Raw genomic sequence first — 14,112 nt, forward strand, 5'->3', positions numbered from 1 at the left:
TCTTGTAGGTCAAGCCCACCCTCCGTATGGAAGTTGAGCACATTTGAGGTTGCCATGCTGCGCGTTGTCCGACGCGCATCTGCTACTTAACCCAAGGAATCAGGCAAAAGACGGGAATATCGAAGGAAGCGCCTCAGAGATTAGCTACCGTCGTCAATAGTAACTTCCTCTTGAGCGACAACTGTTTTCGAACCACCACTACCAATCGCGGTGACTGTTACCTGAACAGTCTCACTTCCGGTACCATCGACTGTAATTGTATTGTCAACTACCTCGGTGTCCCCGCCGGTTACATTACCTAATTCAATTGTGGCTGATTGGCCAACATCATCAAGAACTACTGCATCACTTCCAGCAGCAGTGACGTTGAGTTCCTCGGCATTCCCCTCGCTAATCCACGTTGCACTCGCAGTTCCGTCGTCATTCTCGCTGATGTCAGCGCCGGCTTGGACGTTCTCGCTCACGGAGTCGCCGAAGCCGAGCACGAAGCTGGCGATAACGGCGGCCAAAATAACAGTGATGGCGACCATCAAGATGACGCCGATGACTGGTGATACGCCACGTTCGTCGCGGTCCGGGATCTCTAGTGTTATCTTCTTCATATGTTTGGTGTGCACGCATCCCAAAGGAATACGGTGGTTCTCCACAAACCGCTTCGTGGAGCTCGCCCCTCCGTTTTCCCCGGTTCTGAATTCGTGCGTAACCAAGTATATCCCTCCCGCGTACTTAAACTCCACCGCCAAGTACTCCTCTCCTAACTAGTCCCCCAACTACCAACACGTTTCACCATGCCCCTCCCCACACCCCACGCCCTCGCGCGAACGTACAACACGCCCAGCTACGATGACCCGTGGGCAGCCGTCGAGGACTACCAGCGCGTGCTCGAATACACGGCCGCCCATCCAGACCTCGGTAGTAGCGCCGTTTCCAGTCGGCTAGACCTCCCGCGCAGCCGCCTTCGAGCCTGGATGAACGGCAGCCGTCCAGACGCGGTTCGCGGCATCCAGACTGCCGAAGCGAACGGCTGGCTCGCCGAGCACGCCACCGCAGAGACCGAACGTGCGCTCGTCCAACTGGCTGCGTGGGTGCTCAGCGGCGGCAGCATCCACATCGGTGATAGCCCACACGTGTACTTCTCGCTCGACCACGACGACGGCCACTTCGCGACGCTTGCTGCCGCGGCCGGCTTCGATTACGACGTCGTCAACGACGCCACTCCGGACCGGGCAACCGAGGCCCGCCCCACAACTGATGGTGCCGTCCTCGCGCGTGTGCTCGTCGCGATGGGGGTGCCGGCTGATGCGACCGCGAAACAGACCGCCACGAGCCTCCCCGCGTTCGTCATCGATCTCGATGAGACACTGCTCGAAGCATTCGCCCGCATCTATGTGTTGAACCGTGGCGCCACCCACGCGGACAAAGCGACGCTGACAATCCGCGAACAACGCCCTGCGCCGTATCTCAGCGAGCTAGCCGCCGTGCTGCAGTCAGCCGCTAGTGAACCCGTCACCCACTCCGGCCGAACAGTGACAATCTCCGCAGCGGCGGCCCGAGAGCTTCTCGACGACCCGGCTTGACTGACCGATCGGACACCCGGCCTTCCGCTTCTCCACCGCTGCCTGTCGGACGCTAACGCAACAAATGCAATCGCAGCCAGCCTCGAACACTAGCATTCCCCTGCAAGCCGCCTGTTGACTGATTCCCAGCGAACCACTGTCTGATGGCTGAATTGTCGGAAGATTGCCAGCGCGCGGAGCAACGATCGCACACCGCTGCTTCCCGTGAGAACCACCCCCGCATTTCTAATGACACGTGATATAATCAGTCATTAGATGCTGAATCTGAATCGGTCCCCATTCATTCTGATTGTCCTCTTCGTCGTGCTCGCGGGGTGTAGTGGGCAACCGATCACGTCCGGGACAACCGATGTGCCGGACGCAGCAACCAGCACAACCACCGACCACGACACACCTCAGTCGACCCTCGCACCCGGCCTTACCGAGTCCGGTGTGACTGACGCGTGGGCGCTGGCACAAGCCCATCGCGACAGCCTCGCCAACACCACATACACTGAACGTAGCCAGCACACCGTACGAGCGAATGGCACGCTCCGCCGAGCGGTGACAACGACACTCCGGCAAGGACAGGGTGACCGGTACGTCTACGAGCGTTACGCTCACGGTACGGCCGCCTTGTTCCCGAATCTGACCGTATTTCGCAACGATTCGACGCTCGTACAACGGACAGCCTACGATAATGGCACCGTCGCGTATAGCGGCCCCGAGGCGGCCGCGACGCCCGCGACAGATCGCTATGGGAACGTCTACGCGGTGCTAAGCGCGAGTCCCACAACCGTCGAAGAGGCAGTCGCACACAACGGCACGACGCGCTACCGCGTGATGTCAACTGGTCCACCGACGAATTCATCGGCGTACGCAGGCGTCTCCAATTACACCATGACTGCGCTCGTTGGCCCCGATGGGCTCGTCCACGAGTACACCATCTCCTATGCCGAAACCCGGGGTGGCCAGACAGTTACTGTCAGTACTGCAGTGCAGTTCACTGCCCGAGGAAAGACGGTTGTTCAGCCGCCTGAATGGGCTGCAGACGCGCTCGTAAACAGCTGAACCGCGCTAACTCGTGGGCGTTAGCAATCGGTTTTGAACAGTGGTCGCAGTGGACCCGCCGTCCCGTACAGGGAACGCACGCAGCACAAGGGACACTCAGTCGTCGACTGCATATACGTCCCCGCGACGCTTGACTCGGGCGATAACGAGTCGTTGCTCGTCCTGCCGGCCTGTCGTGGAAAGACGAAATCCGCCGACGCGATGGAACAGTTACGCAGGTATGGCTCTGGTATCAGTAGTACGCGTCGGGCCGTGGGATAATACCGAAAACAACGAGCCACGGTACTCACTCATCGTAGCGGTGCAGGCCGGGGTGGCCTGCGCCGGCTCGCAAAGGCAAATGTGCCGCAACTGGTGTGTCGCTGGTCGCACAGTAGTCTCGGGTGCGCTCAACTAGCATGCTGTGATGGCCGGGCAGTCCTCAGGCTACCCGCCATCGCTGCGACCGGCGACATTTCCTCGGTTAGTTAACCAGACACCTAAAGGTATGGAGTCGTGCAGTTGTCACCAACCACGGTTCTCATCGGTGCCGCGGGCGAGGTAAAAGCGAGTGTTGCTGGCTGTGGGCCGTCCTCATTGTGTCTCTTCGGATAATCTGGGCGCCTCAGGTGCGGTTCGCAGCCAGCACACACCGCGTGTCGTTGCAGACTTTCCTCGTTAATTATCGATTAGTTGGCGGGATGTCGCCGACCACGTAATGGGCGAGAACACAGGCCGAGTTGTCTGCGACGACGCACTCGTAGGTTGTGTTCAAGGGCGATCGGCGACACCGATTGCTGGGCTTGGCAGCCACCTAAGTATTCTGATTCCCCAGTAGCGAGCGAGCGTTCGCAATCAGGATCTTTCCGGCTGTGCCCGAGATTTCACTCCGCCAGCGGAACAGTGGCGGCGCAAACTCGCCGCCATCGAACCCTGCTCCATCAGCAACTCAACGCGAATCTCGAACCACATCTCCCGGACATCATGAACCACCGGAATAGAGACCTTACCATATCCGCTTAATCTAGGTGATGAAGTAGTGGTCTTTAATCGAGTCTCAACCGGGTTTTGTACCACCGTGGAGAGTACGTTTCGTCTGTCTTCGGTTGCCATTGCGTGGAGTGAGAGAGTACATTTCGTCTGTCTTCGGTTGCCATTGCGTGGAGTGAGAGAGTACATTTCGTCTGTCTTCCCACACCCCGCCCAATCTAAGTGAATCGTAACCCAGAGACACCGATCAACACCACCAATCGCGTACGCTCACACGATCACAGACACACCGGACGACGAGTGAAAGGCTACGTTACCCTGCGCACCGTTCATTCCCGACGCCTCCTGTGAGGCGTTGTTCCCACCGATAGGGAGTACGTTTCGTCTGTCTTCGGCTGGAACTCCTTGAAGTGAGAGAGTACATTTCGTCTGTCTTCCCAACCCTCTGGGGAGGCCCGATAGACCCAATTCGGAAACAGCAATTAGTGCTGCCAGTCGTTTGCTTCACTGTTATGCGACCATAGACACATCTGAAAACGAGTGAAAGGGTCGAGTATTCACTTACGTGTGAGTGGTTTCTTGGCGTTTCTCGTGAGAGCGCGGGGACTCTCGATTCGGGAGGGTACATTTCGTGTGTCTTTGATGGGGTGTTGCTTGGTCGTAGAGTGAGAGTACGTTTCGTCTGTCTTTGGATCAGTCGGATGGTGGCTGGGAAGCCGGGTTTGTATTTAGATGTAGGGAGTGGATTTCGTGTGTCTTCACCGTATAGAATTGAGCGACTGAAACGGGGGAGTGGTCTCTATTCCCGAGTCAGACGAAACTAGCGAAAGAAGGTTTTAACTAGGTATGGTGGTTCGCCGATGGTAGACGCATGGCTGGGCCATTCAGTGACGTCGAGCAGACGATTTTTGCTGCCAAAGAAGTTCTTTCTGAAGACCACCAACCAGATCAAATTCTCGAACGCGACGAGGAGATCGACGACTACCGATACGCCCTCCAGGACGTCCTCTTTGGCCGCACTCCCCAGAACGTAATGCTGTACGGGAAAGCAGGCCTCGGGAAAACCGCAGTGACGAAATACATGATGGAGGCGCTGCAAAGCGAGGTCAAAGACCGACCGGACGCCGACGAACTCCACGTCCACCAGCGGAATTGCAACGGGAAAACAGTGTATACCGTTGTTCGCAACCTCGTCAACGAGTTACTTCCAGACACTGCCAGTGACTTCCCGAAACGAGGGCTTGGCACAGGCGATGCCTTCGAGGAACTCTATACGCAACTTGATCGACTCGGCGGCACCCATCTCATCGTCTTCGACGAAATTGATCATCTCGATAATGTCGATACGCTCCTGTACGAGTTGCCGCGTGCACGATCAATCGGGCATATTACGAATTCGAAGGTCGGCGTCATCGGCATCAGTAACAACTACACGTTCCGGCAATCGCTCTCCCCGAAAGTCAAAGACACCCTGATGGAGACTGAGATCTCGTTCAGTCCGTATAACGCGATCGAGCTTCGAACGATTCTCACCGAACGTGCCGAACAAGCATTTGTTGACGGTGTTTGTGACGAATCAGCGATAGCAAAAGCAGCAGCGATCGCCGCAAAAGACCGCGGCAATGCACGCCAAGCAATCGACCTGCTTCGAGTTGGCGGAGAAGTTGCAAAGCGACAGGGAGACGACTTCGTCGACGACACCCACATTACGGAAGCCCAAGAACTCGTCCAGCGAGGCCGCCTCAGCAATCGCATTCGCGACCAAACCCAACACGCCCAACTCCTCCTCGAAACTGTCGCCTACCTCGAACAACGTGGAGAGACCCCCACTCGATCAAAGACAATTAAAAACCAGTATGAAGAGGTTGCACAATCCCACGCAGCAGACCCACTCACCACGCTCAAAAGCATTCAAAACCACTTATCAGACCTTCACATGCTCGGCTTCCTCCATCGAGATGGCCAAAATCACGGGGAAGGCGGTGGCCGATACTACGAATACGGCCTCGATCTTGACCCCGAAATCATCCTCGACATCAGACGCGACATCGACGAACAACTACCCTAACAGACTCCTGCAACTGCAGCCATCGACTTTCCCCGTTCACTCTCGTAGCCAAAGACAGACGAAACGTACTCTCACCCTCTAGGATTTCATGAGCCACAGCGTTGAGGGGACGCGGTGGATCACAGCGGTAGCAGCGCGGAAGCCCATCCCTTCAGGGGTGGGAGGAAGCGCGTAAGCGTCGTGCGACAATCCACCGATACCGGCATTTCCGACTCTCCCTACTTCAAAGATATTAATAAGGTATAGCGATTCTTGTGATGTACATGGTGTGGGAGGTAACGCGAACGGTGCGGGTTCGCCTTGACGTGCCCGACGACCGGAAGAGCGACCTCCACGCCACCAACAAGAAATTCCAATACTGTGCCAACCGTACTAGTGAGTGGGCGTGGCGCTATCTCGACGAAGACTGCGTCACCAGCAAAAACAAAGCTGAAGCCGCCATCTACGACGACCTCCGCGAAGAAACCGACTCCCTCCACGCCAATCTCGTCCAAAAAGCGATCAAACGCGCCACCGACGACATCGACAACTGCGTAGACAGGCTGGCCGAGGGTGAGAACACCAGCCAGCCCGAATACGACACCTTCAGCATCGTCTACGACAAGCGAGCCGCCACCTACTACCGTGACAAAGTGAGCCTCGCCACCGTCAACGGCCGTGTCGAATGCGACTACGACCTCCCGGAGAATCCAGACGGCACACCACACGGTCAGTACCTCCTCAACGACGACTACTCATTTTCGACGAGTACCGTACATTACGATAGTGAGGCAGATGAGTTCTACCTGCATGCGGCGATGGAGCAAGAGGTCGACGCGAGCAGTCCTGAGAAAGCCCAGGATTCGAGAGTCCTGGGCGTGGACTGCAACGTCAACGACCACATCGCCGCCACCAGCACCGGTGCGTTCATCGGCAACGCCGACTACCTCAACCACCAACGCCGCGAGTTCGAGAAGCGTCGTGCCAGCCTCCAACAGACTGGCACGCGCAGCGCGCACGTGACGTATCAGCGCATCGGTGGCAGGTTCGGTCGCTGGAGTGAGGATTACCTGCATCAGTGCTCCAAACAACTCGTTGTAGAAGCCCAACGCCATGGCTGCACGCACATCGCGTTCGAGGATCTCGAGCAGATTCGCGATCGTATCAGTGATGGGAAGAAGTTCCAGCAGTGGGCGTTCCGCAAACTGCAGGAACAAACAGCGAATAAAGCAGAACTGGCTGGAATCGTTGTCGAGACAGTCGAACCGTCGTACACGAGCCAGCAGTGCTCGAAATGCGGCTGTACGCTCGAGGAAAACCGCAACGGCCAACAGTTCGAGTGCTTGGACTGCTCGTACTCGGTGAATGCGGATTATAATGCGGCGAAGAATGTTGCGCGGAAACTTGCACTCAAACTCCAGCGGGGGCAGAAGTCCCCCGCTGGAGGGGCGTTCTGTCAGTACGCCCTGAAGTCGGGGGTGATGACCGTGAGCGCTACTGAAGTGGCGTCCGACACCCCAGTGTCGGCAGAACGGGAGTCCACTGACAAGCCCACCCCTTTAGGGGTGGGTCACTGACGGAAGCTCCTCGTCGAGAGCCTTGCGATTTGCGCCGTCGTCAGCCTCGAAGTCGGCTTCAAGCGCTTCCGTGTCCCACGCATCGCTGGCTTCCTCGACGTCTTCCGCGAAATCGAGCAGGCCGTAGTCGTCAACCATCCGTTCGAGCGCGTCACTGAACGACTCTCCCTCGCGTTTTTCGTCTTCAACGCGAGCGTACAGCCGCTCACTCACCCGAACTTGCTTCGTTCCCATACTAGCGTGTTGACGCTGTTGACAAATGAAACTGGCGGCACGTCAGCGACCCACAGCTGAAACCGTAGACTTTCGCTTCGCACCACTGTAATCTAACCTTCCGTTAATCCGGTGGGGTAGCTCAAATCCCGAGTTTGAGGACGGCTAGTGTACCCGCGCTAACCAGGACAAGCGTGGTCAACACTATTGCAACTGGTTGGATGCCTGTTGTTCGGAGTTTCGAGATGTTGATGCTCAGGCCAAGTCCGGCAAACGCAACCAAGAATAGCCAGCGGTAGGCAGCACTCAATCCTTGAGTTACAGAGTCTGGGATCAGCGATGTTGAGGTTAGTAGCATCACCGCTAAGAATCCAAGCACGAATTTCGGGAAGGAATCCCAGAGGACTCGCAGAGAAATCCTCTCGTTGTGGGCGGAGTCAGCGTAGGCCAGCGAGTACCCGCCGACGATGACGCCAAGGAGGATGTTTCGCGTGAGTTTCGTAATTGTCGCCCACTGCCCGGCGGTTTCTGAGAACGTGAACCCGGCTGCGGTCACCGGCCCGGTACTGAACATCGTGATCCCCGCCCAGATCCCAAACACCTGATCACTCAACCCGAGGAACGCCCCCAGTGCCGGATAGACAAACAGCGTGAGAATATCGAAGAGGAGGATTGTTGCGGCTGCGTACGCGATATGTTCGTCGTTGGCGCGAATGCTTCCGGCAACGCCAACCACTGCGGAGACACCACACACCCCTGCACCAGCAGCCAACAGCGACCCAAGCTTTTCCGGGATATCAAAGACAGTCCGGCTAAGCACCTCAACAACCACGATCGTTACAGTAACGGCACAAATCGTCACCGCGAGCAACACCAGGCCGTTCCCAAGCAGTGTTTCAAGCGATATCCGAGCGCCCATGAGGACAATCCCGGCTGCGAGCCAGAGATTGTGTGTTCCTATGCCAGGGATGATGCGTGCTGGTAGTGACACCGTATTCCCGACGAGCAGGCCAAGCACAACAGCAAGCACGAGCGGTGTCACGTAGGGGATTTGCGTTCCCAGAACTTGTGCGACTAACGCGAGGCCGACAAGCACCAATAACCCCGGCACATACCGTTTCAGAGGTGTCACACGGTGGCCGTTCTCTGTTGTAGTCATTCTAGGGCCTTCGACGACGAGACTATCCTTGTCTCAGGCACCCACCCCTAAAGACGCAGGTATTCTCCTTGCTCTCCCTTAGCACCTTCACGAAGCCGCCCAAGAACGAAAAGACGCTATTGCTGGAAAGTAGCGGAATCGGTTCACGTGTGTGTCGATACCCGCTTTCGGTTTAGTTGAGCGAGTAGACTTGTTTGCGGGCGTCAGTGAATGAGAATCTAGCGGTAATGGCGTTTGCTTCTTCGAGGCGGGTGAGTGCGTATCGGACGGTGCGGGCGGGGAGGAGGGTTTCGTCAGCGAGCTCACTCTGCGTGAGGGTGTCGTTGTGTTCGAGGACTTTTGCGACGAGTTTCGCGCTGGGCGGCAGATCTTCGATTGCCTCAGCGGTGGTGTCGTCCATGCTTGTCGTACTCATGCTCACCAGTCTTGTGCGAACGATATTAATCCCTACGCTTGTCCAGACTATGCGTTGTTTTACGGGCATGATACAATAACTGGAGAGTTCACGGAGTTATATCACTCATCTGGTCACCGACTCTTGCAGCCCAACTTCTTGGAGGGTAATCAACGTCTCCGTAGCATACTTCGAAAGTCCTACCTCTTCGAGCTTTTCCCGCGGGACACGAATGTCCATACCTTCCGTATCGCGGATTGCGCAGTTACCCACTCGAGAATGCACCCCAGTAGATTTATCGTTGCTCAGCGCAATACTCTATACTGTTGGTTCTGGCCATGGAGGCCGGCCAACGCTTGGAAGATTGAGGCCGACGCTGTTGAGGGCGGCGTCACAATCTCTTCCAGGCTTTCCTACTCAAGTATAACGCCGCGCCAGCAGAAGCGCTGGGTGTTTCACAGCGGGCACCGCGCAGAATCTAACCCCTTTAGCGGGGGGGTAGCTGACAAGCCGAGGCCTATGTATGGTGAACGTGGCCGCTACTCTTGGTCGCTGGAGTGCTCGGATTCCTCAGCGCGTTCGGGTGGGTCCGCGGGATCATCCAACGTGTCCTGAAACTCCGCGTGTTGTGCGGCGATCTCTGCTTGGAGCGATTCGGCCGTTTCCCCGTCGTTTTCTTGGTCTCGACTCATAGCGTACTGCTTGCGGATTGCTTGATTGGGTAGGGGATATTAGCAGCTGCGATCCCCGTGCAAAGCCCTCGCCCGCTACGAAAACCGCCCACTGTGTGGACGAGACGAACGACATCTCGGCACCGCGGGAACCAGTTGGATTCTCTGTATGTGGGAAATAGGCAACACGCCTATATATTTCTATTAGTAATAGTTTACTCAGTTTCAACGAAAATCAGACTCATGCTCCAGCCGATCACGCTGAACGTCGGGAACCCGGGTTCGCACACGCGCATCGATTGCCTGCAGGAAGCACACCAGAAAGTCGCCGAAGAACAAGAGCTTCTACGTACGGAAGCAAACGCCTTCAGCGATTTCTGTGCCCGCCTTGACGGAATAGACTGCGAAACCAAACCCCGGGAGGCAGTCACTTCAACCTCAGCCAGACACGATACCGTCGCCTTCCACAGCGACCCAGTCCCGCCCCAAGGAGACACGCCAATTCGGGATGCGTACGTCGAGACCGTAATGGACACGCCACATTATGAACGAGAGTATGCGGATTCGTACTGGGAGAGCATCACTGCAGAGTTCGGGAACGAATTCGCGATGATGCTCGATCAGGCAGCAGTGATCACTCCAGCGTTGAAAGACCACGTGCTGACAGCAGCACAGCAGTCGAAAGAACAACGAAAACAGCTGATCTCGACACTCAACCGGGAAGCCTCCGCACTAGAGGAAGCGCACGCGGACCTGTATACGATCGCTGAAGAAACCAACGCGATCCGGTCGCGACCGTTTCACGACTGTACAACGGCTGAACTCCAGCACCTCCGCGCTGATATTGACCAGCTCTCCGCGCAGTGCGAAGAGCTCGCCACTCGCCGCCAAACCAGTGATCTGGAACTTCGCTCAGTTGGCGCTGGCCTCAAGAACACCCTTCGGCGAACTAAGTACTTCTACGAATCTCTGGAAACCACGCATCCCATCCTTGACCCCGTCGCCACCATCAGCGACCAACTCACAACTACTACCCAACGCATCACCGACATCCTCGCGACAAGAACCGCCTGAGAACTGACGGTAGCCTTCCGCCCAACCCCGGGGTGGTCTCAGTTTCGGCTGCCAAGGGAAGTTCCCTCACAGTCCTTATTACAGAGCCGGTGGTTGGTCCGAATAATGGGTACGCTGCGAGATCTCCTTACCGCCGCCAAGATTGACCTGACACGGCTGTTGGGCGCGTGGCGTGACATCGCGTTCTCTCGACAGGCCAATGAGTATTCGATTCAGGACCGCTGGCACCTCGACTCTCCCGTCGAGCAACTCGCGTTCTGGGCGTGGAGCCTGCTCGGCGCCATCCTCATCACCGTCATCTACCCGTTCGCCGCACTCGGCTTCTGGACGCGCTACGTCGGCCGACAAATCGACCGGCTCGTCGCCGGCCTCGGCGTCCTCGTCATCATCGCCGCGATGGCCGTCCTCTGGGGTGGCCTCACAGCACTCGCCTGGGACCGCCTGCCAACAACCGGCTTCCGTGCCGTGCTCGCCGCAAGCGTCGTTGCAACAGCCTCAGTTGGCCTTAGCTGGGTGTTCGCCCGCCGCGGGTCGCGCCGCCTCACGCTCACCCTCGCGTACCCGTTCGCGGTCGCAGCCATCTTCGTTCCGCCAGTCACGGCCGCACTGTTCTCGCCAACGATCGGCGCCGGCATTCTCTCGGAGAGCGAGCTGTTCGCCGAATGGCTCCTCAACAACGTCGTCATCATCGGCGATCTCAGCACGACCATCCGCCAGCAGTTCGAACTTGCCGGCGTCGCCTTCATCGCTATGTGGTTTGGCTTCGCCATCCCGGTCGGCTGGACGCTCGCGCTCCTCGTCTCCCTCGCCAATCTGATCCGCCCGCGCACCCGCACGAACTCAGGGCGCTGAAGCACGGCGAAACAGCCCACGAAGCCACTCACGAACGGCATCAGCGGCCCGCCGAAATCGTGTGGTCAAAGAAGTCGGTGATCGACGCTAGTCCTGATTTTCTGGTGACATCGCCGCTTCGTCGCGGTCCCCACCAGCGTCTTCCTGGTAGTCGACAGCCTGTTGCTGGAGGGCGTCGATCCGGGGGACGTCGGTCACATTCGAGAAGAGGACGACCGCTTCGAGGGTAGATGAACCGTTTCGGGGGTCGTCACCGGCGAGAATTTCGACGGTGTCAGTCTCCTGTTCGAGCCACTGGCGCGCGCTTTCGAACCCGCGCCGCGAGAGTTCCTCTGGCGGTCCTGAGAGCACGACCAGCGCTCGTTCCGCGCTCGCAATATCACATGGGACGGTAAGCCGCGAGTTGGCGGCCTGCCGGACGAGCGATTTGACCTTCGCGGCGTCAGTCGTTTGGGGCTCCGCCTCGTCGCGAACACCAAGCCACGTCAGCAACCGAGCAAGGACGCCGGATGAATCCCAGTCAAGTTTGGTCGCGGCGTGCCCGATCGACGAGAGACCGCCGGGGGCGAGCGTGCGAATGATGTCACTCGAGTCGACCGCGTTCTCCGCGACCGTCGACGAATCGAGCTCGCCTGCCGCGAACAGCGTCACGACGCGTGCCACGAGCGCATGCGTCGCCTCGTTGTGGCCATCTTCATCTACCCGGGGCTGCCAGGTTTCGCGGTCGAACGTGAGCATGCTGTCTGCTGCGGGCACGATCGAGCGGAGCGCGCGACCCGCATTAACTGCCGCTTGCCCGCCCTCGGATTCGGCCGGGAGGACGCCCAGCGCGTACACCGGCTCGTCGTACGTAGCCTGCAGGTCTTCGATAATGACCGATCCGGCACCGCTGCCGGTGCCACTGCCGAGCCCGGCAACGACGAGGATGCCGTCGCATTCGTGGATCGGGATCGAGTCGAACGCCCGCCGTATCTCGGGCAAGTCATTTCGCGTGACGTCGACAGCGAGGTCGGGGTCCCCGTCGACGCCCTGCTCGTCGACTGCATGGTGGGTGTCGCCGATCAGGAACCGTTGCGCCTCGGGGATCATGTCCAGGTCGTCGGGGATCGTCTGAGAGATCTCGCAGACGAGCGCGTTGCCGTGGCTGAACGTCCGCTCCGTCTCCGCTTCCACTGCGAGGATGCGATTGACGATCCGACTCCCGGCCTCGCCGATCCCAACGAGTGCGAGTTCCATTAGACGACCGGGTCGAGATCGTCGTTTTCGTCGGTAATCAGGTTGTTAATCTCCTCCTCGCGGACGGCTTCCTGCTCGGCGATCTTCTCCTGGGCGTCGACAGCCTGATTCTGGATTGCGTCGATTCGCGGGGTTTCCGTGACGTTCGAGAGCAGGACGGCCACGGCGAGCTGTGGCGACTGCTTGCGCGGGTCGTCACCCACGAGCACTTCCACCGTGTCGGCTTCCTGTTCGAGCCACTGGCGCGCGCTTTCGATGCCTTTCCGGGAGAACTCGCTCGGCGGCCCCGACACCACGACGAGGACGCGGTCGGCGCTGGAGATTTCGGCGGGCACCGTGAGCCGGGAGTTGACGGCGCGACGCACGAGCCCCTGGATTTTCGTCGCGTTACTCCCGTCATCCTGTTGGGTGGTCTGGTCGCCGCTCCACCGGTCGAGGAGACCTTCGCCCGCGTCGTTATCGACTTGGGTCGCAGCGTACCCGATCGTCGACACCCCACCCGTGTCGAGGGTACGGATGATGTCGCTGGAGTCCATCGCGTTCTCGGCGACTTCCGAGTCGTCCGTTTCGCCGGCCGCGAGCAGCGTGACCAGTCGGGCTGCCAGCTCGCGGTTCATCTGCTCGTAGCCCTCCTCGATCGTCTGTTCGCGAGCCCGCCAGGCGTCGTTGTCGAAGCCGATGAAGTTGTCGACCTTCGTGACGAACGACTGCAGCGATCGCGCGGCGTTCAACGCCGGGCGCCCGCCTTCGAACTCGCCGGGCAGCACGCCGAGGCCGTACACGGGTTCGTCGTACATCTTTTGGAGCGCGTCGATGACGACCGGACCGCCACCGCTACCGGTGCCGCCGCCGAGGCCTGCCACTACGAGCATCGCGTCGACTTCGTGAATTTCGATATCGTCGAACGCCCGCCGGATCTCTTCGATGTCCGCCGAGGCGACTTCCGCGCCAACTTCCACGTCGCCGCCGACCCCGTGGCCTTTGGCTTTCTGATTCGTGTCACCGATCAGGATTCGTCGGTCCTCGGGAATGTAGTCGGGCTTGGCGAGGTCCGTCCGTGCCGTGTTAATCGCGTGGACGTGCTGACAGAGGTTGCGATCGGTGCGTGATTCGAACTCGAGCATCCGATCGACGATCTTGCTCCCGGCGTTCCCGACGCCGATTGTGGCGAGCTTCATGACGGTCATTCTATCCCGTCAAGGCTATTTAAAACCCGCGAGTCTTCACCCTCCGTAGACAGGTCACCAGCCCTAGTATTTTTCACCAATCACATCCTTGAAACAACACCTTATA

13 protein-coding genes are annotated in these 14,112 nt (G+C 58.5%); 6 read left to right on the plus strand and 7 right to left on the minus strand.

Translation table 11 applies throughout. The features are described from left to right. Window positions 1–140 precede the first annotated feature (140 nt). On the minus strand, window positions 141–737 hold the full coding sequence (locus LT974_RS06960; RefSeq protein ID WP_232590009.1) for a type IV pilin: 597 nt from the start codon (window positions 735–737) through the stop codon (window positions 141–143). 51 nt (window positions 738–788) lie between these two features. Here LT974_RS06960 and LT974_RS06965 point away from each other — a divergent pair, with 51 nt between their 5' ends. The 4 genes from LT974_RS06965 to LT974_RS06980 all read left to right on the plus strand — a co-directional run bounded on the left by LT974_RS06965 (window position 789) and on the right by LT974_RS06980 (window position 7,220). After that, window positions 789–1,577 carry a hypothetical protein gene (locus LT974_RS06965; protein WP_232590010.1) on the plus strand — a complete coding sequence of 263 codons (789 nt, stop codon included), beginning with the start codon at window positions 789–791 and terminating at the stop codon, window positions 1,575–1,577. A 255-nt stretch (window positions 1,578–1,832) separates the two neighbouring features. Next, window positions 1,833–2,627: a DUF7537 family lipoprotein gene (locus LT974_RS06970; RefSeq protein ID WP_232590011.1), complete on the plus strand. Its 795-nt coding sequence runs from the start codon at window positions 1,833–1,835 to the stop codon at window positions 2,625–2,627. A 1,840-nt stretch (window positions 2,628–4,467) separates the two neighbouring features. Continuing rightward, window positions 4,468–5,664: an orc1/cdc6 family replication initiation protein gene (locus tag LT974_RS06975; protein ID WP_232590012.1), complete on the plus strand. Its 1,197-nt coding sequence runs from the start codon at window positions 4,468–4,470 to the stop codon at window positions 5,662–5,664. Window positions 5,665–5,927: 263 nt separating this feature from the next. Beyond that, window positions 5,928–7,220, plus strand: a complete 1,293-nt coding sequence (locus LT974_RS06980; RefSeq protein WP_232590013.1) for an RNA-guided endonuclease InsQ/TnpB family protein — start codon at window positions 5,928–5,930, stop codon at window positions 7,218–7,220. Here LT974_RS06980 and LT974_RS06985 read toward each other — a convergent pair. The 4 genes from LT974_RS06985 to LT974_RS07000 all read right to left on the minus strand — a co-directional run bounded on the left by LT974_RS06985 (window position 7,203) and on the right by LT974_RS07000 (window position 9,678). Beyond that, the gene (locus tag LT974_RS06985) at window positions 7,203–7,454 is read right to left on the minus strand and encodes an antitoxin VapB family protein (RefSeq protein WP_232590014.1); all 252 of its coding nucleotides are present in this window, start codon (window positions 7,452–7,454) and stop codon (window positions 7,203–7,205) included. The genes LT974_RS06980 and LT974_RS06985 overlap by 18 nt on opposite strands. Window positions 7,455–7,575: 121 nt before the next feature. After that, window positions 7,576–8,592: a YeiH family protein gene (locus LT974_RS06990; RefSeq protein WP_232590015.1), complete on the minus strand. Its 1,017-nt coding sequence runs from the start codon at window positions 8,590–8,592 to the stop codon at window positions 7,576–7,578. Window positions 8,593–8,764: 172 nt separating this feature from the next. Further along, the gene (locus tag LT974_RS06995) at window positions 8,765–9,007 is read right to left on the minus strand and encodes a MarR family transcriptional regulator (RefSeq protein ID WP_232590018.1); all 243 of its coding nucleotides are present in this window, start codon (window positions 9,005–9,007) and stop codon (window positions 8,765–8,767) included. Between the two features lie 518 nt (window positions 9,008–9,525). Then, the gene (locus LT974_RS07000; RefSeq protein ID WP_232590021.1) at window positions 9,526–9,678 is read right to left on the minus strand and encodes a hypothetical protein; all 153 of its coding nucleotides are present in this window, start codon (window positions 9,676–9,678) and stop codon (window positions 9,526–9,528) included. Between the two features lie 222 nt (window positions 9,679–9,900). On the opposite strand from LT974_RS07000, the gene LT974_RS07005 reads away from it, so the two are divergent. Together LT974_RS07005 and LT974_RS07010 are read left to right on the plus strand one after the other, a co-directional pair. Next, window positions 9,901–10,731 carry a DUF7260 family protein gene (locus LT974_RS07005; RefSeq protein ID WP_232590023.1) on the plus strand — a complete coding sequence of 277 codons (831 nt, stop codon included), beginning with the start codon at window positions 9,901–9,903 and terminating at the stop codon, window positions 10,729–10,731. Between the two features lie 105 nt (window positions 10,732–10,836). Continuing rightward, window positions 10,837–11,583, plus strand: a complete 747-nt coding sequence (locus LT974_RS07010; protein ID WP_232590024.1) for a hypothetical protein — start codon at window positions 10,837–10,839, stop codon at window positions 11,581–11,583. A gap of 87 nt (window positions 11,584–11,670) precedes the next feature. On the opposite strand, the gene LT974_RS07015 is transcribed toward LT974_RS07010, so the two are convergent. Both LT974_RS07015 and LT974_RS07020 read right to left on the minus strand, forming a co-directional pair. Further along, window positions 11,671–12,819, minus strand: a complete 1,149-nt coding sequence (locus LT974_RS07015; protein WP_232590025.1) for a tubulin/FtsZ family protein — start codon at window positions 12,817–12,819, stop codon at window positions 11,671–11,673. Continuing rightward, window positions 12,819–13,997: a tubulin/FtsZ family protein gene (locus LT974_RS07020; RefSeq protein WP_232590026.1), complete on the minus strand. Its 1,179-nt coding sequence runs from the start codon at window positions 13,995–13,997 to the stop codon at window positions 12,819–12,821. Before LT974_RS07020 ends, LT974_RS07015 begins: the two co-directional genes overlap by 1 nt. Window positions 13,998–14,112 lie beyond the last annotated feature (115 nt).

Source organism: Halobacterium noricense (assembly GCF_021233435.1).
In the GTDB taxonomy this organism is placed as follows: Archaea; Halobacteriota; Halobacteria; order Halobacteriales; family Halobacteriaceae; genus Halobacterium; species Halobacterium noricense.

Coding starts and splice junctions, on each gene's coding strand:
- LT974_RS07000 (WP_232590021.1), bottom strand. CDS start 9,678: ATGAGTCGAGACCAAGAAAACGACGGGGAAACGGCCGAATCGCTCCAA.
- LT974_RS06965 (WP_232590010.1), top strand. CDS start 789: ATGCCCCTCCCCACACCCCACGCCCTCGCGCGAACGTACAACACGCCC.
- LT974_RS07015 (WP_232590025.1), bottom strand. CDS start 12,819: ATGGAACTCGCACTCGTTGGGATCGGCGAGGCCGGGAGTCGGATCGTC.
- LT974_RS06980 (WP_232590013.1), top strand. CDS start 5,928: ATGGTGTGGGAGGTAACGCGAACGGTGCGGGTTCGCCTTGACGTGCCC.
- LT974_RS07020 (WP_232590026.1), bottom strand. CDS start 13,997: ATGAAGCTCGCCACAATCGGCGTCGGGAACGCCGGGAGCAAGATCGTC.
- LT974_RS07005 (WP_232590023.1), top strand. CDS start 9,901: ATGCTCCAGCCGATCACGCTGAACGTCGGGAACCCGGGTTCGCACACG.
- LT974_RS06970 (WP_232590011.1), top strand. CDS start 1,833: ATGCTGAATCTGAATCGGTCCCCATTCATTCTGATTGTCCTCTTCGTC.
- LT974_RS06975 (WP_232590012.1), top strand. CDS start 4,468: ATGGCTGGGCCATTCAGTGACGTCGAGCAGACGATTTTTGCTGCCAAA.
- LT974_RS07010 (WP_232590024.1), top strand. CDS start 10,837: ATGGGTACGCTGCGAGATCTCCTTACCGCCGCCAAGATTGACCTGACA.
- LT974_RS06995 (WP_232590018.1), bottom strand. CDS start 9,007: ATGAGTACGACAAGCATGGACGACACCACCGCTGAGGCAATCGAAGAT.
- LT974_RS06990 (WP_232590015.1), bottom strand. CDS start 8,592: ATGACTACAACAGAGAACGGCCACCGTGTGACACCTCTGAAACGGTAT.
- LT974_RS06985 (WP_232590014.1), bottom strand. CDS start 7,454: ATGGGAACGAAGCAAGTTCGGGTGAGTGAGCGGCTGTACGCTCGCGTT.